The sequence below is a fragment of the Ulvibacterium marinum genome (genome assembly GCF_003626755.1).
In the GTDB taxonomy this organism is placed as follows: domain Bacteria; phylum Bacteroidota; class Bacteroidia; order Flavobacteriales; family Flavobacteriaceae; genus Ulvibacterium; species Ulvibacterium marinum.
Window position 1 is genome coordinate 696,940 of the sequence record NZ_RBCJ01000001.1, and the last position, 21,637, is coordinate 718,576.

Consider the following 21,637-nt stretch of genomic DNA (forward strand, 5'->3'; position numbering starts at 1 on the left):
ATGTATCGGATTATTAGGAGCGTGACGAAAGTGACAGGCTGGAATCTTGAGCCAAAGGGGGAAATGGCCTAAAATGATTTTGACAGCAAGGAAAAGTCTTGAAATTCCCATTACCTGTATTTAAGAAAACATCTAAAGTTCTTTTATACGGATATTGCGATAATAGACCCTTTGGCCATGGTGTTGAAGCATAATATGTCCCTCTTTATCCGAGTGAAAGTCCGGGTTTTCCTTAAACTTACTTTGCGAAAGCAGCGCTCTCATTTCCGGGCTGTTCATTTCGAATTCGACCACTTTGTTTCCATTGAGCCAATGCGCTACATAACCATCCTTATGCAATAATTTGGCCTGATTGAACTGTCCAATGGGCTTTAATTTCTTGTTTTTCGGCGCTATCAGATCATAGACTGCCCCCGCCGAGCGGACCGCCAACGTATCGTAAAAATGTTGATCGTCCAAGACTTGTAGCTCAAAATTATCTAACCAATTGGGGCTATTGCCGTTATTCGATTCCATGGATAGGTCTTCCTGCATATGAAAGAAAACACCGGAGTTGGCCGCTGTATCCACCGCCCATTCATACTCCAATTCAAAATCCTTGTATCGTTTCCTTGTAATCAAATCCCTGTTGGGCACATCAGGATTGGCTGTCAATACACCATTTTCTACATTCCAAACGCCTTGGGGAAATTCTTTAATCCCGTAACCCCTAAAAGCATCCGTGGTGGTGCCATCAAAAAGTACGACCCAATCGGTTTCAGTTTCGGTAGTGTTTTTTGACTTTTTGGAATTGTTACAGGAAACCAACAGCAGTGTAACAAGGGCAAAGCATATTGTCTTTTTCATTTTGATCAAAATTCTAATCGATGTTGACCACTTAAAAGTAGCTGCCCTTAATATATTGAATTATTTGGACCCAAACGCCACTTTTAGCATATCAAACATGAAATACCGTGGCGAATATTTGTTCACTGCTTATTCTAAAATACTGCGATATTTGTCCTTGTTTCCCAATAATTCCGTTGCCGCCAAAATAGCTTCATCGTGACTTAGATAATAGTCGTAAAGCCCCTCTCGGTAGAAGTAGCGCTTTATAATCTCATCCTCCAATTTCTTCTGGATTTCATTTTGAAAGGTCTCCAAGGCCGCAATTTTACTTTTTTCAATATCTACCAAAAGTGTTTTGAAGTCGTTCTCTATGGTAGTATTGTAAACCGTCTCCTCACGGTTGGTCATAGCTCCTTTCAACACTTTTTCCGTTTTGGTCTCAAAGGTGAAGTCACTTTGTTCTACGTAATTCTTAAAAGTTTGATAATCGGAACCGGAAAAGGTAAACGCATACACATTATCTACTTTGTTTTTGTAATGATAATCGGTGGCAAAGTCAAAGATGACATTGTTGCCCAAGAGGGCAGAAGTAAGTTCATTGGCCTTGGTGGCTGCAATTTCTACATCGGGCATTACACCGCCACCATCCTTTACCTTACGGCCATTGCGTGTAGTAAATTCATTGAAGGTGGTATTCCTCACTGCATTGCCGTCTTCGTCTCGGTTCCAGTAATCCAAGGATTGGATACACCTTCCGGAAGGGGTGTAATAGCGGCTTATGGTCACTTTTAACTGCGTGCCATAGGTCAATTTCAATGGACGTTGTACCAAGCCTTTGCCAAAACTTCGAGCACCCATAATTACTGCCCGATCCAAATCCTGTAACCCTCCGGAAACAATTTCGCTTGCAGAGGCACTGCTGCCATCTACCAGGACCACTAACGGAATTTCGGCATCCACAGGCTGGTTCTTCGTTTTGTATTCTCGGTTGAATTTTTTCACTTTACTTTTTGTGGTTACAATAAGTTCGCCCTTGTCCACAAAAAGGTTGGTTACATTGATGGCTTCGGAAAGTAGTCCACCAGGATTACCTCTAAGGTCCAAAATAATCTTTTCCGCGCCCTTGTCCTTTAAATCGATCAGGGCCTCTTTAGTTTGGCCGGATGCCTTGGCGTTGAACTTGGCCAGAACAATATAACCTGTTTTATCATCGACCATTTTGTGAAAGGGAACGGCATCTACTTCCACGGCCCCTCTTTCTATGGTAGCGGTCAAGGTTTCCCCCTGTCTTTTGTAGGTTACTTGAACGGAAGTGTTATTTGCCCCCTTTAGAAGCTCACTGGCGTTGTCATCAAAGTCCGCAACGGTAATGTCACCAATTTTTACGATTTCATCACCGGCTTTAAGACCAGCCTTATCCGCTGGATAACCCTTGTAAGGCTCAACTACCAATAACTTGTCCTTATACGAACGTACCAAAGCCCCAATGCCGGAATACTCTCCCGCATTATTGATTTTAAAGGCCTCCACGTCTTGTTCGTTTAGGAACTTGGTATAAGGATCCAGTTCATCCAACATATTTTTGATGGCGGTATCCATCAATTCTGCTGGATTGGTTTCGTCCACGTAGTTCATGTTCAACTCCTTGAACAGGGTGGTAAAGATTTCTATCTGTTTCGCGATTTCGAAGAAGTCGCTCTTAAAACTGCTTGCCGAAACTAAAATAACCACCGCCAATATCGGGATCAGGATTTTCTTTTTCATCAATTTATTCATCGATAATTGTATTGTTAAATTTTTGAAGTATCGTCCGCATACTTTTTTCCACGGTCCTATAATTGGGCATTTCTTTCCCAAGGTATAAAAATAGAAACGCAAAGTTTCCCTCACTATTGTTAAAAACAATGGGTTTGTTCAACCTATAGGCTTCTCGAAGTAGTCGTTTTATACGATTGCGCTTAACAGCGCTTTTGAAGCTTCTTTTAGGGACGGCCACTCCCGTTTGGATTTTGACACCATTGGGCAATTCAGTTTTAAGATAAATTAATTTTACCGGGTACTTGGTAATAGTCTTACCTTGAGCAAACAAGGTATCGAACAATTTCCTGCTTTTTAGCTTTTCTTTTTTTGGGAATGCGAAGGACATAATCCTGTAAATGTAAAAAGAAAATTTACAGTCCATAATTTTATGACATTTGTCATACCCAAGGGCAGGAAAGGGTCTTATATTGTACTACTTTTACTCATTTGTGCAACTATGTTGCACACTTAAATACATACTAATGGGAGAATTACAGGTAGAAAAATTGTTGGGAAACCCCGATAAAATCCAGTACATAAATCAACTGATAAAGGACATCCACGCTTTGGAGAAGCTCTTGGAAAATGACACCTTTGAAAAAAACGTAACCCGAATAGGGGTCGAACAGGAATTTTGTTTGGTCAACAAACATTGGGAGCCGTCCGATAAGGCCCTGGAAATACTGAAGGAACTGGACAACAACTATTTTACCTCTGAACTCGCCCTATACAATCTGGAAATAAATTTAGACCCTTTGGAACTAAAGGGCGCCTGTTTTTCCGAATTACATCAAAATCTGAAGACAAATTTGGAAAAGGTTAAAGAGGTTGCGGAAAAGTACGGTAACAAAGTGATGCTGACCGGTATTTTACCTACCATTGAAACCCAACATCTTCAGCTAGAGTACATGACCCCATTAAAAAGATATAAGGTGCTTAATGAGGCCATAAAGGACATTCGCAATGACGATATAGAACTTCATATTAAGGGTGTAGACGAACTGAACCTTAAGCACGATTCCATACTTTATGAGGGGTGTAACACCAGTTTTCAAGCCCATTTGCAGATAGACCCCGACGATTTTGCGAATACGTATAATTGGGCACAGGCCATTGCAGGTCCGGTACTGTCCATTTGCACCAATTCCCCAATGCTTATGGGCCGAGAGCTTTGGGAAGAGACGCGGATTGCACTTTTTGCCCAAAGCGTGGATACAAGGGCCAGTACATTTATCTTAAACGAAAAGGAGGCTAGGGTAGGCTTTGGAAACGGCTGGGCCAAGGGTTCCGTTGCCGACTTTTTTAAGGATTCCGTTATCCGATTTAGAAGTCTTCTTACCACCTCCTTTGATTCCGACAGTCTTGCCGAGATCGAGGCCGGGGAAGTACCGAGACTTAAGGCGCTAAAGTTGCATAATGGCACGGTTTATAAATGGAACAGATTGTGTTATGGTACCAATGAAGGGTTACCGCACATTCGCATAGAGAATAGATATTTACCATCCGGACCTACCACAGAGGATGAAATCGCCAATATGATGCTTTGGGCGGGACTAATGATGGGAAGGCCCAAGACCTTTGATGATATTCATACCAAGATGGACTTTAAGGATGTAAAGGGCAATTTTTTCAATGCTGCCCGATATGGAATGGCCGCCCAGTTTTATTGGGACGGGGAGCGGATATCCAGTCATGACCTGTTATTGGACCATCTATTGCCCATGGCCTTTAGGGGACTTTACAGTATGAAGGTTGAACCTGCGGACGCGGAGCGTTACCTATCCGTAATTGAAAGGAGGATACGCTCTAAAAATGGTTCCCGATGGATGGTAGAGGGGTTTCGAAAATTGAAGAAAGATTATAAGACTCCCGATGCCCTAAAGATACTAACAGCTACCATGTATGAAAGGCAGGAGAAAGGATATGATATTGATGCGTGGCAACTTCCACGTGGAGATGAATATAGAACCCGAAAGAAAAATAGGACAGTTGGGGATATTATGAGCACCAAGATAATCACCGCCCAACAGAGCGATAGTGCCGAACTGGTGCTCCGAATGATGCAATGGAAGAATATTCATCATGTCCCAATTTTAAATCCGAATATGGATTTATGCGGGTTGTTGACCTGGACAGATGTGGGGCACTTTCTTGATGAACCTGAGAAACTGGAAGAACGGATAGAAAGTATAATGGAGCGGGACTTGATTACCACCACTGCGGATACCCCGCTAAAGGAGGCAAAAAGAACCATCAAATCCAACCAAATTAATTGCCTGCCCGTGGTAAAGGGTAAAAAATTAATCGGTATTATAACATCCAACGACCTATAATCAATGATTCAAGTCCTTAAACCGGAACATAAGATTCAGACGAAAAGGATTATTGGCCATATTGAAGGAGAGGAAAAAGGACCCACTCTTTTATTTTTTGGTGGTATTCATGGCAATGAACATGCCGGAGTTCTAGCGCTGGAGCATGTTTTCCAAAAATTGGATAAGGAATCGTTGCATATCAAGGGCAATTTGTTCGGTATCCGGGGCAACCTCCCGGCATTACTTGAAGAAAAAAGGTATATAGATAGCGATTTGAACCGAATGTGGATCAAATCGAAAATCCTTGAGATACAACAGAAGCAGGAACCGGAACTAACAATTGAGGAAAGGGAACTGTTGAAGATATTGAAAATAATTTCCAAAATTCTTATCACCAAAGCGCCCCCTTTTTATTTTGTGGACCTCCATACCACTTCTAGCAAGACCCTTCCCTTCATCACGATCAATGATGCCATGATCAACAGAAAGTTTTCTAGACTTTTTCCAGTTCCGATTATCCTGGGCATAGAGGAATATTTGGAAGGCCCCCTTCTTAGCTATATCAATGAGAAGGGGTATGTTTCCCTAGGTTTTGAATCTGGGCAACACAATGAGTTGAATGCGATAAAGAATAGCATCTCCTTTCTCTGGCTTTCCTTGGTTTTCAGTGGAGCGCTGAATAAGGAGGCAGTTCCGGATTTTGAAGGGCATTTTAAACAATTGCAGAAAAGTGCCCGGAACAATACTGATTTTTATGAAGTGGTACACCGTCATGCCATACAAAAGGTAAACGGATTTCACATGAAAAAGGGCTTTCGAAGTTTTGAAAAAGTACCTAAAGGAACACTTTTGGCCAAAGAAGGAGAACGGGAATTAAAGGCCACTAAGGATACTATTGTTTTTATGCCCCTTTATCAGGAACAGGGGGAGGAAGGGTTTTTTCTTATTCGCAAGATTCCAAAATGGGCCTTAGCTTGGTCCGCCTTTTTACGAAGAATACAGATGCAGGCATTTTTGTCCTACTTACCCGGCATTTCTTGGGAAGATGAACAAAAACAAGTTCTTCTGGTGAACCTTAAAGTAGCCAAATTTTTGACCAAACCCTTTTTTCACCTTCTCGGATATCGCAATAGGACATTGGACAAAAACCGTATTCTTATGCAGAACAGGGAGCGCACGGCCAAGAATGGAATCTATCGCAACGAGTGGTGGTACAAAACCAAAGGATAGTACTTTAACTTACTGATAAAATGTGCTTTAATCCAAAACCATCCTCTTCTCTAAGGGGTCTTGGCCATCCAAACATTGTTTTCGCCGTTTATATCCGCCATCAATTGTGAGGGGTCTATCATAATTCCTTTGATCGATGCAATCGGCTTATCAATAACAAACTCATAGGTAGGAAAGGCCCAAGGCCAATCTGGGAGAACTGTCCGTTCCAATTGACCATAGGGATTTTCTTTCTCGCCCCGCATCATGCGTAGGGGGACATAGAACGTTTCCTGCAGTCCGTCATTATATACCACCAGAATATCCAACGGCATTGGCATATTACCAATTCGCCCTAGAACTATTTTAGTTTTTCCGTCCTGTTCCGTTACCTCTTTAATAGTGTAGTCAATAGTATTTGTTGTTTGCGTCCAATCGGTCAAGTACCAATCCAGTTCCATACCCGAAACTTTTTCCGCCGTTCTTTTGATATCATTGGGAAGTGGATGCTTAAATTTAAAATCTGCATAATATTTCCGTAGTGTTTCCATCAATTTCTCCTGTCCAATAATGTAGCCCAATTGCGACAAGAAGACGGATCCTTTGCTATAGGCCGAAATGCCATAGGCATAGTTGAGGTCATAGCGGTCCGCATGCGTAGTTTGCGGTTGTTCCTTACCGGAAAGGGCCAAGTTGTAATATCCATTATAGGAGTCTTGAAACGGATTTTCTTTTTTGGGCTCCATAATTTCATTCATGCATAGGGTAGAAATGAAGGAGGTAAAGCCTTCATCCATCCATGCGTGCTTGGACTCGTTCGTTGCCAAAGCATGTTGAAACCAGGAATGTGCCATTTCATGTACCATTACCCCTACTAGGCTACCAAAAGTACGTTTCCCCGTTATCAACGTACTCATGGCATATTCCATACCGCCATCACCGCCCTGTACCACGGAATATTGGTTATAGGGATATGAGCCGATGTTTGTATTGAAAAACTTCATGGCCTCTGCGGTCTTCGGCTGTAGATTTTTCCAATTCTCTATAATTTCTGGATCATTTTTGTAATAGAAATGGAGTGTTGGCCCATTTTCCATGGGAAGTGTATCGTGAATATAATCTGGATCGGCCGCCCACATAAAATCATGTACCATGGGTGCCTTAAAATGCCAAGTGAGTGTTTTGCCTTTTACCCTACCTACCTTTTTGCCGGGTGCTTCATAACCGTGACCTATTTCCTGAGGGTTCTGTAAATATCCGGTTCCGCCGACTACAAAGCTTTTATCGATAGTAAGCTTAACATCAAAGTCGCCCCATACCCCATGAAATTCGCGTGAAATGTAAGGATCGGCATGCCAGCCTTCAAAATCATATTCCGCTATTTTGGGATACCACTGGCTCATGGAAAGTGCTACACCTTCATTGCTATTTCTTCCTCCGCGCCGAATTAAAAGGGGAACCTGGCCCTCAAATTCCATTTCAAAAGTAGTTTTCTTTCCAGGTAGGACGGGTTTGGCCAAATCTACCACCAAAATAGTCCCTTCTTCATTATACCTTGCCACGGTTCCGTCCTGCTTTAAGGATACCGCATGCAAATAACCCATTTCACTTTCCGTAAGGGCCGCAATACGACTTTTTTTATCTGTTGTGGTCATTCTACCATCCGGATCTTTGATGTTTTGAAGCCGTATATCCATTTCACTTCCTGGCTGAAAAGCATTGAAATATAAATGGTAGTAAACCCTATTTAGGGTATCCCGTGAATTATTGGTGTAAACCAGTTTTTGGGTACCGGAATATTGGTAGTTTTCCACGTCTATGGCAACATCCATAGTATAATCTACATGTTGCTGCCAATAACAGGAGGAATTCTGGGCTACCACAAAACTTCCCGAAAGAATCAAGAAGAAAAGAAGACCGATTAACCGCTCCTTTTTATTCACTAATTGTCTCATAGATTAATTTTTCCCTTGGAAACCCCTTCGGCCATAATTAAAGCATTGTAAGCGTTCGCTATTTTTCCTGAGGTTGAAATTTCCTCCAGTTTGGCCGATTTCTCAGTATCTCCCCCAAGAATTACAGCTGTTTTTACCGGAAGGCCGGACTCCAGGATAATATTTTTTACTTGATTGGCCCTTAGTTTTGGATATCTGGAGCGGATCAATGCGGCAATACCTGCCACCGCGGGAGCCGCCATTGAAGTACCCCCGTTAAAATCGTACTCGCTGTTTGGCATGGTAGAGTATATTTTACCTCCAGGGGCAAAAATGTCCACATTGCTTTTGCCATAGTTGGAAAAAGAAGCTACCATTTCTGAACCGTATTCGGGATTGAGTGCACCCACTGTAATCATATTATCCGCCATTTCGGGACCATTCCCGATTTGATCATTGGGAAAATTGGGATTGCTGGGGTCATCTAAATCGGCACCGTCGTTACCTGCTGCGTGTACAATCAGCACATCGTTTTGTGCGGCATATTTTATGGCCTCGTAGACCCAGTCGGCATTAGGCGAAAAGGACTTTCCAAAACTTGCGTTAATAATTTTGGCCCCGTTATCCACTGCATACCGAATGGCCAAAGCAATGTCCTTGTCGTACTCATCACCATTGGGGACGGCCCTAACACTCATAATCTGCACATTGTTGGCTACCCCGTTTACCCCTTTTCCATTGTCGCGTTCCGCAGCAATGATTCCGGCCACATGGGTCCCATGGCTTTCGTCTTCGACCCGATTTTGTGGATTTCCATTTCCATAACCACGATCATTAATGTCATATGGATTGTCCCCTACTGCTTCTCTTCCGTTAAAATCCTTGTTTAGGTTATAATTTACTTGTTCTGTAAAGTGTTTTATGCCATCCTGTAACTCTTCCATTACATCTGGGATACTATCCCCGTAATTATACATTTGCATAAGGATACCTACACTCTGTTTTAGGGTCTCGTCTTCAGCTTTTATGGCTACAACATCCTTCTTTGTATAGGTACTTTTGTTCAAATGTTTTTTTACGGCCTCATCGGAGTTTTTCACTGCTTGAAAAATCTGTTCATAGCGCTGTTTGTTTCCCACGGCCTCCTGGTATTCCCCATCCAATTTGGCTTTAGCTTTGGTCTGTAGGTCGGGGCTGCCAATTTTAAGTCTAAGGATACGGGCAAATTCCAATTGTTCATTATAGGATTCACCTAAAAAGTTATACCCGTGAATATCGTCTACATAGCCGTTGTTATCATCATCTTTGCCATTTCCTGGCCTTTCATCCGTGTTCACCCAAAGAACATCATCCAGATCCTCATGTTTTAAATCCATACCCGAGTCCACCACGGCCACAATTACCGTCTTCCCTTTCTTATTCCTGATGATTTCTTCATAAGCCTTATCCACGCTCATACCTGGAATGGTATCCGTGATAAGATCCGCATGGCCCCAAGTCTTTTTTTCTTGTTCCGAAATCTCCGAAATCTTTAGAGGTATGGTATCTATGTTTTCGATCGGAGTGGATACCATATTGGTGGCGCCACAGCCCATAATTAAGGTTGCCAGTGAAAACCCTAAAATGGATTTTGAAAGATTAATAGTCATATATTTAATTTAAGTTAGTGTACTTTATCTTTTAATTTACTTTATAAAATCTTTGTTTTTAACTTGATGTTACCACATAAAAAAATAGCCCCTTTGAAATTGATAAAGCGTAAAATCAAAAAACAAGCTTAATCAAAAACTTCATCAAACCTATATATCTTATCCAACCGAATTCCCTTTTCCGTGGAGCGCAAGGTACAAATTTCATTATGTGCATCATGTTCAAAGAACAAATAATAGCCCATTTCCGCGGCCGTTTCCAACACGCTTTTCTTTTCCTTTAATGTCAACAAAGGCCTAGTGTCATAACCCATGACATAGGGTAAGGGGATATGGCCTACCGTGGGAATAAGGTCCGCTGTAAAAATCAAAATTTTATCCTTGTACTTAATATGTGGAATCATCTGTTTTTCCGTATGCCCATCCACAAAAAGGATGCCGAAACCAAACTCTGATCGAGACGTGAATTTACTTTTATCATGCCGGACAAATTGCAACTGACCACTTTCTTCCATAGGCAAAAGGTTTTCTTTTAGAAAAGAGGCCTTTTCCCTATCGTTAGGTTTTATAGCCCATTCCCAATGCCTTTTATTGGTCCAATAGACTGCATTTTTAAAGGATGGCTCATAGCCTGTACGGTCCTTGTTCCATTGAATACACCCGCCACAATGGTCAAAATGAAGATGGGTCAAAAAAACATCGGTAATGTCATCTCTATGAAACCCTAGCTTTTTTAGGGATTTGTCAAGGCTATGGTCGCCCCAACGATAATAGTAGCTAAAAAATTTATCGGATTGCTTATTGCCCATACCAGTGTCTATCAAAGTCAATTGATTATGATCTTCGATCAAGAGACTTCGCGCTGCAATATCGATCATGTTATTGCCGTCAGCAGGGTTGGTCCTGTTCCAAAGTGATTTTGGTACAACCCCGAACATGGCGCCACCATCCAATTTAAAGTTTCCCGTTTCTATGGGGTAAATTCTCATTAAACTAAATTTTCCAGACCATTTTGCCTAACCTTCTTTTTAGGATGGAATCCACGTTTTGTATTTAAATGTACCTGTATGAGGTTTTGTGATGCCAAAAATAGAAAACTTCGGCATAATAGGATGCTACAAATACCCATTAAGGATTTGGCATCCCGGGATAACAGACTTTTACCGGACCAGATGTTTAAGGAGAATACTTTATTTCCATCTTTTGGAAAGGCCAATGAGGGGACAAGGGATTCTACTTTGGACCCTAAAGTTTATGGATTTCCTGCCGTATAAATTAGTATTTTAGCCCAAAACCGTTTGAATGCTAGAACTTGCAGGGATTATTATACTAGGAATCATTGCCCAATGGGTAGCTTGGCGTTTAAAATTGCCAGCTATTCTTCCCTTGATTCTTATAGGTCTTTTAGTGGGGCCCATCGCTACCTTGTTTACGGAAGACGGCAGTAAGCTCATAGAACCGATTTGGAATGGGAAAAATGGACTTTTCCCAGGTGAGGGGTTGTATTATTTTGTTTCATTGGCCATAAGCATTATCCTTTTTGAAGGGGGGCTGACCTTGAAACGTTCCGAGATTAGGAATGTAGGTCCGGTAATCACAAAATTGATTACGTTAGGTTCTACGGTTACCTTTTTTGGTGCGGGACTGGCAGCGCATTACATTTTTGACCTAAGTTGGCAAATTTCATTTTTGTTCTCTTCATTGATCATTGTTACGGGACCAACGGTTATTACACCAATTTTAAGGAATATTCCATTAAAAAAGGATTTATCTGCCATTCTAAAGTGGGAAGGTATTCTAATAGACCCAATTGGGGCCTTGGTAGCCGTTTTGGTGTTCGAGTTTATAAGTGTAGGCGAAGGACAGGCATTTACCAAAACCGCGTTGGTGGAGTTTGGTAAGATTCTTCTTTTCGGGTTTACCTTTGGATTTACTTTTGCCCATGGCCTTGCCTTTGCCATTAAAAAGAATTTCATACCCCATTATTTACTCAACGTGGTCTCTTTGTCCGTGGTGCTATTGGTTTTTGTTGAATCGGACATTTTTGCACATGAATCCGGACTTTTGGCCGTAGTGGTCATGGGAATGGTCATGGGAAACATGGATCTTCCCAATTTAAAGGAACTGCTTTATTTTAAGGAGTCTTTGAGCGTTCTTTTAATATCCATTCTCTTTATTCTTTTGGCCGCGAACATTAATATCTCCGACATGGAGCTGATCTACAACTGGAAAACGGCAGCCCTTTTCTTGATTATCGTTTTTGTCATAAGACCTTTAGGTGTTTATTTGAGCACTTTGGGATCCAATTTGCGGTTAAATGAGAAGATGTTTATCGGTTGGGTAGGACCACGCGGTATCGTAGCGGCCGGTATCGCTTCCCTTTTTGGATCTAAACTAATTTTTCGTGGAGAACCCGGAGCGGAATATATTACACCTTTAGTGTTTATGATTGTTTTGGGAACGGTATTGCTCAATGCTACCACTGCGCGACTTTTTGCCAAACTGGCCGGTGTTTTTCTTCTGAAATCAGAGGGCATCCTTATCATCGGATCATCTAAGTTCTCCAGACTCATTGCCAACTACCTACAAAAGAACAATAGGCATGTGGTGCTTATAGATAATAACCAGACTAATATAGAAAAGGCTAAAAAATCGGGTCTCGAAGCTATGGTTGCCGATATTTTTTCGGATACGCTTACGGATAACATTGAGTTGAACGATGTGGGTTATTTAATGGCTTTGACTGGAAATTCCGATATTAATAAATATGCCATTGAGAAGTTTAAAAAACAGTTTGGTGAAAATGGATCATTTCGTCTGGTAAATACCGACGAGATGAACGACCCCGAAAGCAGTCCCAAGGAAGGACTTTTTTCGCACACGGATGATTTCATTAAACTCATGGAAACAGCTAGGGAATATCCGGCGATCCAAGAAATAGATCTCAAAGACCAGGGGCATTATGAAGGTCTTATAGAGATTACAAAGGCGGATAAGCATATTGTTCCTATTTTTTTAAAGACACCGGATGGCAATCTTCGAATTATATCATCCTATAGCAAGGAAGAATTCAACGACGTAAAAAAGGGATATAAATTGGCTTATCTGGGTAAAAAGTTTGATGCTGAACCAAGTGTTGTTGCGGTCAGTTCTCAGTAATGATAAGCACCCAAGGGTTTTTGCTAGGTGCTTTGAACGTTGCCTTAGCAGCCTTGCCAAATAGTTTTGTAGTTCCCGTTTTAGGATTTACCCATCTATAATTCAAGGTATTGGGAATATTCGAAATTTGAATTTCCCCTCCCTCGTTCAAATAAGAAATATACAACCGACCCTCCTTGGCCAATAAAGGTTTACCGTTTGCCAAATCCCATCTTTTTTGGATATCGGTCATATCAAGCCCATGAAGTATTTTTCCAACCAAGCCGACATATTCCGAACCTTTTAGTTTCAGTGCCCCTTCCCAGGATAAAGGTTGGTCCGTCCAAGCTTCCCAGCCTTTCTCGTTAGGGGTAACTTTCCACTGCCAAAGACTGGCCGCCCCATAAACCACGCCCATGGTACCCCCATGCATAAGCTGCATCCAGGCCTCTTCGCCTTGCCACCAGCCGAGCCCGTTTTGCCCTGCATTCATACCCTCATAGGTAGGTTCCCCATTGGCCACTGCCTTGGTGGGTAGGTTTTGGTACATGCGTTCCACTTTGTGGTAAAGATGTTTATCGTTGTGTCCGGTTTGGGCCCATTGAAAATCAAGCCACTCTTCCGCTTGATGGCTCTTGTTGTAATGCATGCAATGCTTATCCGGGTCATTTTTGGCCCATGTGGCAACGTAATCATCACATGGGTTGTAATGCAGACCGGTAGGTTGTTGGTAGCAATCCCAAAGCTGAAGCATTTCCCCACTTTCCTTTACTCCGGGATCGTTGGCATCATGATCTCCGGCAATCAGCCAAAAGGCCGGATAACTTCCATAGCGGGCCAATAAATATTTTACATAGCGTACATACTCCTCTGGATTTATTTTTGTGCCTAAAACCTGTTTTCCCTTCCAGCCGAAGCCATGAAAAACAGGCTGATGGACGGGAACTATTTCATGGTCTAGAAGCACTTCTATAAGACTATCATAATATTGAAAATAATCCGGATTCATTTGATTGATATGGCCTTCCGACAAATCCTGGAACGCACGTTTAAAACCTTGATCTGTGTTGCGCTCGTCCGGTCCTTCGGCCTTCATGTCGGGTTGAAGCGTCATCATAAGGGCTGTATTGAAGCCCTTTTTCTGTCTATCCTTGGCAAAGATCTCTACCTGCTCTTTGGTAGCCCTAAAAGGAATGCCCCAAGGTGTATCGGCCACTACTAAAAATGATTTTCCGGATTGGTGAACAACATTACGATAACCCTTGGACATTTTGAGAAGCCCATTTTCCAAAAGTCCGTTCTCACCGGTATAGGGAACCGAAACGAAGCTTCCCGTTTTACCATGCAGGCCCTTGTCCATTTGGTCGGAGGTATATGATTTCCACTGCCAAACGACATCTGTATCGGGTGGGGAGAACCGTATTTTCCAAGTGTTGCCCCCATTCCAAAAAGCTGGCCTTTTAAGGGAGTCATTATTTTGGTTGGTAAAAACACCCCATACTTCTACTTCCGTATACGGGTTTGTATAGCTCGCCTCCGAAGTTAAGGTGATTTCATGTGTAGTCCACTGCTGGACTGGTTTTTGCGCCTCCTGGGCATTTAAGGTAATAGCGAGGAGCATTTGGAAAACAAGTACTATCGGGAGTTTCATACCAATGATTTTTCGATATGAAGTTATGAAAAAAGAGAGTCACTTTTATCCGGAGAAAGGCTGAACTTTCCAAGTGGTAATCGAGATATCCTCAGCAGCTATTTCGTAACTACCCCCGGATACCATCCTATAGAAATGTATAGAGGATTCCCGTTTTATCTTGTCCTCCAATAAGGATTCGTCTATTTCACCACCTTCCTGACGCCAGGTAAATATAGAATTCTGCTCTATTTGAATAAGGCGATGCTTTGCTGTAAACTGTGCGATATAGGTAGTCATGATTGGGGAACATGAATTTAAATTTTGTTTATTAAAAACAGGGATTCAAAGCAAAAATTGCGAAGCACAATGTTAAATGTTGACAAAAACACTTAAGTTGTTGTATGATTAAGAAACCTGAAGTTAAACATAATTGGTTAATCGTTCAGTTTTAGCACGGCCATAAACGCTTGCTGGGGAATTTCCACATTGCCCACCTGCCGCATGCGCTTTTTCCCTTTTTTCTGTTTTTCCAACAGTTTTCGCTTACGTGAAATATCACCGCCATAACATTTGGCGGTAACATCCTTTCGCAGCGCCTTTACGGTTTCACGTGAGATAATTTTGGATCCTATGGCTGCCTGTATAGGAATATCGAATTGTTGTCTTGGGATAAGTTCCTTTAGTTTTTCGCACATTTTTTTTCCAATGTGCTGTGCATTGTCAAAATGAATCAATGCAGATAGGGCATCAACGGGTTGGGCGTTCAATAGAATATCCACACGTACCAATTTGGAGACCCGCATGCCTATAGGCGCGTAGTCGAATGAAGCATATCCTTTGGAAACAGTTTTTAGGCGATCGTAAAAATCGAACACAATTTCGGCCAAAGGCATATCAAAGGTTAACTCAACACGTTCGGTGGTCAAATAGGTCTGATTGGTAATTTGCCCCCGTTTTTCTATACAGAGGCTCATAACGTTGCCCACAAAATCGGACTTTGTTATTATGGTCGCCTTAATGTAAGGTTCCTCTACTCGATCTACCGTGGAGGGATCTGGCAAATCTGAAGGGTTGTTCACGATAATGGGGGTTTCCCTGTCCTTTGTCGTAAAAGCGTGGTAGCTTACGTTCGGCACAGTGGTAATGACCGTCATATCAAACTCACGTTCCAAACGTTCTTGGATGATTTCCATATGGAGCATGCCCAAGAATCCGCAACGAAAACCAAATCCCAAGGCAGCACTGCTCTCAGGGGCAAAGACCAGGGAGGCATCGTTCAATTGCAATTTCTCCATGGAAGAGCGCAATTCCTCAAAGTCCTCGGTGTCCACGGGATAGATTCCCGCAAAGACCATAGGTTTTACGTCTTCAAAGCCTGCAATTGCATTTTGGGTCGGGTTAACGGCATCCGTAATGGTATCGCCTACTTTTACCTCACGGGCATCCTTAATACCTGTAATCAAATAGCCCACATCGCCTGTTTTTATGATTGTTTTCGGGTGTTGGGTCAACTTTAAAGTTCCTATCTCGTCGGCAAAATAATCCTTATCCGTGGCAACAAACTTTATTTTTTGTCCCTTTTTTATTTCACCATTTATAATCCTAAAATAGGTCTCTACCCCTCGGAAAGGATTGTAGACCGAATCAAAGACCAAAGCTTGCAAGGGTTCGTTTGGATTACCTTCCGGAGCCGGAACACGTTCAATTACCGCATCCAGTATGTCACGTATTCCAATTCCGGTCTTGGCACTTGCCGGAATCACTTCTTCGGGCTTGCAACCCAATAAGTCTACGATATCATCGGTTACTTCCTCCGGATTGGCGCTCGGAAGATCCACCTTGTTCAAAACCGGAATAATTTCGAGGTCGTTCTCCAATGCCAAATACAAATTGCTAATGGTCTGGGCTTGGATACTTTGAGCAGCATCCACGACCAACAATGCACCTTCACAGGCCGCAATAGATCGAGAAACTTCATAGGAAAAATCAACATGGCCAGGGGTGTCTATCAAATTTAGAATGTAGTTTTCGCCTTCGTACGTATATTCCATCTGAATGGCATGGCTTTTAATGGTAATGCCACGTTCGCGCTCCAAATCCATATTATCCAGCAATTGCTCCTTTTTTTCGCGCTCGGTTACGGACCCTGTAAAATCCAATAACCTATCCGCCAAAGTGCTTTTGCCATGGTCTATATGCGCAATGATACAGAAGTTTCTAATGTGCTTCATTTAAGAGGGCCCCTAAGCAATCGGGGAATTTTAGAGATACTTTTTCTTTTTTCATCCATGGGTAAAACAAGCCCAAAGCAGATGCAAATATAGCTTAATTTATACAGCTTAATCCATGCCCTATGTATTAATTAAAGAGGCTGTATACCAGTTACAAAGGGTACAAAAGATTGTGTTTTTTGTGAAGTAGAGTACAATATTTTAGTAGATTTGATATTCAACCCAAACTTTAAGTGAGACGTGTATCCCTTCTTCTGATATTGTTTCTGTTGTGCCCTATTGCGTTAATAGCACAGGTATATTCCGTTTCCGGAACGGTCAGGGACGGGAATGGCCAAATGGTTTCCTACGCCAATGTTTTTCTTTTACAGCCTTCGGATTCTACCCTTTTGAAAGGAACTTCCGCAGATGAGAAAGGCCAATTTGTCTTAAACAAGGTATCTCCCGGGACGTATCTTCTAAAGGCAAGTTATATCGGAAACGCCTCCAGGGCCATAGGAATCGATGTTCTGAAGGACGTTAAAATTGGGGCGCTGATTATTGATCAAAATGTTGAAGTTTTGCAGGAAGTAGTCGTTACTTCCAAACAACCGGTAATCGAACGCAAGGCGGATCGTTTGGTTTTTAATGTTGAGAACACTGTGGTATCCCAGGGGAGCTCCTGGGAAGTCCTACAACGGACTCCAGGCGTTATTACGGTACAAGAGGAGCTCCAGGTCCGCAATCAGCAGGCCGTAGTGTATATCAATGACCGAAGGTCTCGTTTGGCTACCGATGAACTTAAGGATTTGTTGGAGAATTATCCGGGACAGTATATAAAATCTGTTGAAATCATCAATAACCCTCCTGCAAGATATGATGCGGAGGGTGGGCCGGTCATTAATATTGTGACCAGTAAAAACATATCCTTGGGCTATAAGGGGAATGTCAATGGCAGTTATACACAAGCAGTTTTCCCTAAATATACTTTGGGCACATCCCATTTTTATAAGACGGAAAAACTGAACGTTTTTACCTCATATTCCCTAGGCCCCAGAAAAGACTTCAAAGGGTTGGAAAATCAGATTAATTTTATTGATTCTGATGGTATTTTTTCCAGATGGGACACGAATTTTGACCGGATCTCTGAGGTTACCACACACAACGCACTTCTAAATGTGGACTATAACTTTGATTCCCGGAACGAGATAAGCTTTGCCGGGTCTTTTCTAAAATCCCCGGATAAGAGCTTTGATAATTTTCAACGTACTGAAATTCGGAGCGCTGCTCAGGTTTTGGATTCGACTTTCACGACCCAAAGTGATTTGTTGGAGAACCAGGACAATTTTTCGGGGGATTTGACCTACACCCATAACTTTAAAAACTATGGAAATTTTAAACTGAATGGTCATTATACCCGGTTTAGTTTGGACAGGACCCAAGATGCGCAGTCGGACTATTTTGATCCCCAAGGGCAGTTTATGCGAAGGTTTTCTTTCTTTACCGATGCGGAACAGACTGTAAAGATTTATACCGCCCAAGCGGATCTTACCTCTACTTTGGGTACCGTTAATCTGGAGACGGGCATAAAAGGATCGTTTATCGACTCCCAAAGCGGGCAGGAATACTTTGATATAGACAACGACGTTCCTATACCTAACCCCGGACTATCCGATGATTACCTCTATGATGAAAACGTATATGCCGCCTACTTGGACTTGTCCAAGGATTGGGAAAAATGGAGTGTAAAATCCGGATTGCGTGCAGAACATACCCAGAGTTCCGGTTTTTCCCGTACCCTCTCCGAAATCAACAATTTGGAGTACTTTGAGCTTTTCCCTTCACTGTATGTCCTGTACACGGCGAATGAAAATCACAGTTTTGCCTTTGATTACTCGCGAAAGGTAAACCGACCAAGATATGAGGATTTGAATCCTTTTAGATACTTTATCAACGAAAACAATTTTATTGAAGGAAACCCGGAACTGGTACCCAGTTTCAGCAATAACTTCAATATAAACTACACGCTTAAGGGCGAATTTTTCTTTGATGTCTATTATAGGGATAATGGACGCTACATCTCTACCTTGGCCTTTCAGGATAATGAAAACCTGATTCTAAGGGATATCACCCAAAATGTATTGGAAAGTACTTCCTACGGATTTGATTTTAACTATGGCAAATCCATATTGGATTGGTGGTATTTGTACAGCTATATTTCCATTTTTCATGAGGATGAAACCTTTGTAGCCCTGGAAAGCGACAATCAAATAGCCGTGAATGAAGTTGATGGGGTTTATATAGACCTTACCAACTATCTTACCCTTTCCAGGGATGGAACGTTTAAAGGAGAGTTGGGGTTTACTTATTTATCCGGATTTCTACAAGGGTCCTATGTACAGGACGAAAGTACCAACCTTACCTTGGGGCTTAGAAAATCGTTTTGGGAAAAAAGAATGTTGTTGAGTCTACAGTTCAATGATATTTTAAACAAGTTCAACAGTAGAATTACCTCAAGGTACCTTAATCAGGACAACAGTTATTTTGCTAGGCCCGAGACGCAGTACGTCCGTTTAGGACTTACGATTAATTTCGGGAATTTTAGGTTGGAAGACAACCAACGTGAAATTGATAAAATGGAACGAGATCGATTGACTCCAAAGTAGGTAGGGATGTAGTATTCTTGGTATTTCGTATTTTTGCACGTCTAATACTAAAAGGATTTGCCTAAAATAGGAGACATACAATTGCCGGACTTTCCCTTGTTGCTTGCTCCCATGGAGGATGTAAGTGACCCGCCCTTTCGTGCGCTGTGCAAGGAGCAGGGGGCCGATGTGGTGTATACCGAATTCATTTCCTCCGAGGGCTTGATCCGTGATGCCGCCAAAAGTGTCATGAAGTTGGATATTTACGAGAAGGAACGCCCCGTAGGCATCCAGATTTTTGGTGCCAATATGGATTCCATGCTAAGATCCGTTGAGATTGTAGAAAAGTCAAATCCGGATATTATCGACATCAATTTTGGATGCCCGGTAAAGAAAGTGGTTTGCAAAGGTGCTGGAGCAGGCATTCTTAAGGATATTGACAAAATGGTCTCCCTTACCAAGGCTATGGTACAGCACACTAAACTTCCCGTTACCGTAAAGACCCGTCTGGGCTGGGACCATGATTCCATTAAAATAGTAGAAGTCGCGGAACGCTTGCAGGATGTGGGCTGCCAAGCCATTGCCATTCATGGGCGCACCAGGGCACAAATGTATAAAGGTGCGGCGGATTGGCGACCTATAGCCGAAGTGAAGAACAATCCCCGAATGCACATTCCTGTATTTGGCAACGGGGATGTGGATTCTCCTGAGGCCGCGGTACGTATGCGGGATGAATTTGGCTTGGACGGAGCCATGATCGGGCGTGCCAGTATAGGCTATCCATGGTTTTTCAAGGAAGTAAAACACTACTTTAAAACGGGGAAACACCTCTTACCACCTACTATGGAAGAGCGCGTGGACGCTGCCCGCCGCCATTTGCAGATGGCCATAGACTGGAAAGGGGAGAAATTGGGTGTTTTTGAAACCCGCCGTCATTATACCAATTATTTCAGGGGAATTCCTCACTTTAAGGAATATCGCATGAAGATGGTCACCAGTGATGATTCCGCTGACGTCTTTGCTGCATTTGACGAAGTACTGGAAAAATTTTCCGATTTTGAGTTTGCCCACTAAGGTGCGATAAGCTTTTTGGTAATTCGGCTACTTGCAATTTTGGAGGCAATTATTCCCAAGACCACTATGGTGGCCAAAACCACCAATACGTTCATCATATTATATTCTACGGGGTATGCCAGCGATGGCGTAATCTTCAGCCATCCAAAGAGGAGCTGGGACCAGATCAATAAAGATCCAAAAAGCACACCGATAAACCCACCTGCCGCGGTTACGATGGCACCTTGTACAAAATAGATGCTACGGAGCTCCTTAAGGGTGGTCCCCAAACTGAATAGGGTCTTCGAATTTTGTTGCTTGTCCAAAATCATCATGATAATTGCCCCCACTACATTAAAAAGTGCAATAATCAGTACCAAGGTAAAGATGAGATAGGTAGCCAAATTCTCCGTATTTAGCATTCGGTGTAGAGTGGTATGGAGTTCCTGACGATTCTTTACAACGATCTCATTGCCCAAAACCTCTGTGATTTTCTTACGTAGAACAGCAACGTCGGCATTTGGGTCCAATTTAAAATTGACACCCGAAATTTGTGTGCTGTCCTTTTCGAAAAGTGCCTGGGCCAAAGATAGGTCTGCAAATACATATGTATTGTCCAAGTTTTCCTCAATACTATAAGTGCCACTAATGAAGAAAGGTAGAGCATTGTACAAATTTTCAGGTCTCGATTGTGATATACCCCCTTTTCCAGGTTTAAAGGCAATGATTTCCATTGGGTTCCTGAACTGATTTGGGGTGACACCCAAAAGATTTACGATTCCCATTCCAGCCACGCCCCGCTGTTGGTCAAGGGCCCAATCTCCCCAATAGACTGTACTGTCCACGTCCGTTACTTTGGTGTAATTGGAATCCACTCCCTTAACGGCGGCCGTAGTAAATTTTTCCTTATGGGTCAACAATACCTGCTCTTCCAACTCTTTTGAGAAAGCCACAATCCCATTGATTTCTCCCAGGGCCCTTTCTTGTTCGGGTAAGATTGAAAAGAATTTTCCATAGGCGGGAACCGCCTTTAGATCGGGATCAAAAGTATCACTAAAGGAAAGGCTAAAGGTCTTTAAGCCGGCAAAACCGGAAAGCACTATAAACAAGGCCGCCGAACCGATTACAATAACAAAAAAAGTAATGAAATTGATAATGTTCACCGCATTTTGGCTGCTTTTGGAACGTATGTATCGTTTAGCGATATAGAGCGGAAAGTTCAA

At 42.4% G+C, this 21,637-nt stretch carries 16 protein-coding genes; 6 read left to right on the top strand and 10 right to left on the bottom strand.

The genetic code is table 11. The features are described 5' to 3' along the window. Positions 1 to 132: 132 nt before the first annotated feature. The 3 genes from D7Z94_RS03045 to rnpA form a co-directional block, all read right to left on the bottom strand. Positions 133 to 846, bottom strand: coding sequence for a 3-keto-disaccharide hydrolase (locus D7Z94_RS03045; protein WP_120710023.1), 714 nt, complete (start codon positions 844 to 846; stop codon positions 133 to 135). Between the two features lie 129 nt (positions 847 to 975). Beyond that, positions 976 to 2,604, bottom strand: a complete 1,629-nt coding sequence (locus D7Z94_RS03050; RefSeq protein WP_120710024.1) for a S41 family peptidase — start codon at positions 2,602 to 2,604, stop codon at positions 976 to 978. Further along, on the bottom strand, positions 2,597 to 2,974 hold the full coding sequence (rnpA, locus tag D7Z94_RS03055) for a ribonuclease P protein component (protein WP_120710025.1): 378 nt from the start codon (positions 2,972 to 2,974) through the stop codon (positions 2,597 to 2,599). Before rnpA ends, D7Z94_RS03050 begins: the two co-directional genes overlap by 8 nt. A gap of 136 nt (positions 2,975 to 3,110) precedes the next feature. Between rnpA and D7Z94_RS03060 the strand changes: the two genes are divergently transcribed. After that, on the top strand, positions 3,111 to 4,961 hold the full coding sequence (locus D7Z94_RS03060; protein ID WP_120710026.1) for a CBS domain-containing protein: 1,851 nt from the start codon (positions 3,111 to 3,113) through the stop codon (positions 4,959 to 4,961). 3 nt (positions 4,962 to 4,964) lie between these two features. Further along, the gene (locus D7Z94_RS03065) at positions 4,965 to 6,173 is read left to right on the top strand and encodes a succinylglutamate desuccinylase/aspartoacylase family protein (RefSeq protein ID WP_120710027.1); all 1,209 of its coding nucleotides are present in this window, start codon (positions 4,965 to 4,967) and stop codon (positions 6,171 to 6,173) included. Positions 6,174 to 6,223: 50 nt separating this feature from the next. Here the strand turns inward: D7Z94_RS03065 and D7Z94_RS03070 are convergent, their stop codons facing one another. The 3 genes from D7Z94_RS03070 to D7Z94_RS03080 all read right to left on the bottom strand — a co-directional run bounded on the left by D7Z94_RS03070 (position 6,224) and on the right by D7Z94_RS03080 (position 10,724). Next, positions 6,224 to 8,107: a M1 family metallopeptidase gene (locus D7Z94_RS03070; RefSeq protein WP_120710028.1), complete on the bottom strand. Its 1,884-nt coding sequence runs from the start codon at positions 8,105 to 8,107 to the stop codon at positions 6,224 to 6,226. Further along, the gene (locus D7Z94_RS03075; protein WP_120710029.1) at positions 8,104 to 9,735 is read right to left on the bottom strand and encodes a S8 family peptidase; all 1,632 of its coding nucleotides are present in this window, start codon (positions 9,733 to 9,735) and stop codon (positions 8,104 to 8,106) included. The genes D7Z94_RS03070 and D7Z94_RS03075 overlap by 4 nt, the downstream gene beginning before the upstream one ends. A 128-nt stretch (positions 9,736 to 9,863) precedes the next feature. Continuing rightward, the gene (locus tag D7Z94_RS03080; RefSeq protein WP_120710030.1) at positions 9,864 to 10,724 is read right to left on the bottom strand and encodes an MBL fold metallo-hydrolase; all 861 of its coding nucleotides are present in this window, start codon (positions 10,722 to 10,724) and stop codon (positions 9,864 to 9,866) included. A 78-nt stretch (positions 10,725 to 10,802) separates the two neighbouring features. Here D7Z94_RS03080 and D7Z94_RS03085 point away from each other — a divergent pair, with 78 nt between their 5' ends. Both D7Z94_RS03085 and D7Z94_RS03090 read left to right on the top strand, forming a co-directional pair. Beyond that, positions 10,803 to 11,009 (top strand): hypothetical protein, encoded by a 207-nt coding sequence (locus D7Z94_RS03085; RefSeq protein ID WP_120710031.1) that lies wholly within the window; start codon positions 10,803 to 10,805, stop codon positions 11,007 to 11,009. A 28-nt stretch (positions 11,010 to 11,037) separates the two neighbouring features. Next, positions 11,038 to 12,894, top strand: a complete 1,857-nt coding sequence (locus tag D7Z94_RS03090) for a cation:proton antiporter (protein WP_120710032.1) — start codon at positions 11,038 to 11,040, stop codon at positions 12,892 to 12,894. Here D7Z94_RS03090 and D7Z94_RS03095 read toward each other — a convergent pair. From D7Z94_RS03095 to lepA, 3 genes are all read right to left on the bottom strand, one after another. After that, on the bottom strand, positions 12,881 to 14,524 hold the full coding sequence (locus tag D7Z94_RS03095) for an apiosidase-like domain-containing protein (RefSeq protein WP_120710033.1): 1,644 nt from the start codon (positions 14,522 to 14,524) through the stop codon (positions 12,881 to 12,883). The two genes, D7Z94_RS03090 and D7Z94_RS03095, sit on opposite strands and share 14 nt — an antisense overlap. Positions 14,525 to 14,569: 45 nt before the next feature. Continuing rightward, the gene (locus D7Z94_RS03100) at positions 14,570 to 14,803 is read right to left on the bottom strand and encodes a GTP-binding protein LepA (protein ID WP_120710034.1); all 234 of its coding nucleotides are present in this window, start codon (positions 14,801 to 14,803) and stop codon (positions 14,570 to 14,572) included. Positions 14,804 to 14,940: 137 nt separating this feature from the next. Then, positions 14,941 to 16,737, bottom strand: a complete 1,797-nt coding sequence (gene lepA, locus D7Z94_RS03105) for a translation elongation factor 4 (RefSeq protein WP_120710035.1) — start codon at positions 16,735 to 16,737, stop codon at positions 14,941 to 14,943. Positions 16,738 to 16,970: 233 nt separating this feature from the next. Here lepA and D7Z94_RS03110 point away from each other — a divergent pair, with 233 nt between their 5' ends. Continuing rightward, the gene (locus D7Z94_RS03110) at positions 16,971 to 19,382 is read left to right on the top strand and encodes an outer membrane beta-barrel protein (protein ID WP_120710036.1); all 2,412 of its coding nucleotides are present in this window, start codon (positions 16,971 to 16,973) and stop codon (positions 19,380 to 19,382) included. Between the two features lie 57 nt (positions 19,383 to 19,439). Next, positions 19,440 to 20,435 carry a tRNA dihydrouridine synthase DusB gene (gene dusB, locus D7Z94_RS03115; protein ID WP_120710037.1) on the top strand — a complete coding sequence of 332 codons (996 nt, stop codon included), beginning with the start codon at positions 19,440 to 19,442 and terminating at the stop codon, positions 20,433 to 20,435. Here the strand turns inward: dusB and D7Z94_RS03120 are convergent. Continuing rightward, complete coding sequence (locus D7Z94_RS03120; RefSeq protein WP_120710038.1) at positions 20,432 to 21,637, bottom strand: ABC transporter permease; 1,206 nt, start codon at positions 21,635 to 21,637, stop codon at positions 20,432 to 20,434. The two genes, dusB and D7Z94_RS03120, sit on opposite strands and share 4 nt — an antisense overlap.

Excerpts from the sequence above, each read along its gene's own strand:
- D7Z94_RS03070 (WP_120710028.1), bottom strand. The coding sequence starts at position 8,107 with ATGAGACAATTAGTGAATAAAAAGGAGCGGTTAATCGGTCTTCTTTTC.
- D7Z94_RS03060 (WP_120710026.1), top strand. The coding sequence starts at position 3,111 with ATGGGAGAATTACAGGTAGAAAAATTGTTGGGAAACCCCGATAAAATC.
- rnpA (WP_120710025.1), bottom strand. The coding sequence starts at position 2,974 with ATGTCCTTCGCATTCCCAAAAAAAGAAAAGCTAAAAAGCAGGAAATTG.
- lepA (WP_120710035.1), bottom strand. The coding sequence starts at position 16,737 with ATGAAGCACATTAGAAACTTCTGTATCATTGCGCATATAGACCATGGC.
- D7Z94_RS03045 (WP_120710023.1), bottom strand. The coding sequence starts at position 846 with ATGAAAAAGACAATATGCTTTGCCCTTGTTACACTGCTGTTGGTTTCC.
- D7Z94_RS03065 (WP_120710027.1), top strand. The coding sequence starts at position 4,965 with ATGATTCAAGTCCTTAAACCGGAACATAAGATTCAGACGAAAAGGATT.
- D7Z94_RS03050 (WP_120710024.1), bottom strand. The coding sequence starts at position 2,604 with ATGAATAAATTGATGAAAAAGAAAATCCTGATCCCGATATTGGCGGTG.
- D7Z94_RS03090 (WP_120710032.1), top strand. The coding sequence starts at position 11,038 with ATGCTAGAACTTGCAGGGATTATTATACTAGGAATCATTGCCCAATGG.
- D7Z94_RS03080 (WP_120710030.1), bottom strand. The coding sequence starts at position 10,724 with ATGAGAATTTACCCCATAGAAACGGGAAACTTTAAATTGGATGGTGGC.
- D7Z94_RS03085 (WP_120710031.1), top strand. The coding sequence starts at position 10,803 with ATGAGGTTTTGTGATGCCAAAAATAGAAAACTTCGGCATAATAGGATG.
- D7Z94_RS03095 (WP_120710033.1), bottom strand. The coding sequence starts at position 14,524 with ATGAAACTCCCGATAGTACTTGTTTTCCAAATGCTCCTCGCTATTACC.
- D7Z94_RS03075 (WP_120710029.1), bottom strand. The coding sequence starts at position 9,735 with ATGACTATTAATCTTTCAAAATCCATTTTAGGGTTTTCACTGGCAACC.
- D7Z94_RS03100 (WP_120710034.1), bottom strand. The coding sequence starts at position 14,803 with ATGACTACCTATATCGCACAGTTTACAGCAAAGCATCGCCTTATTCAA.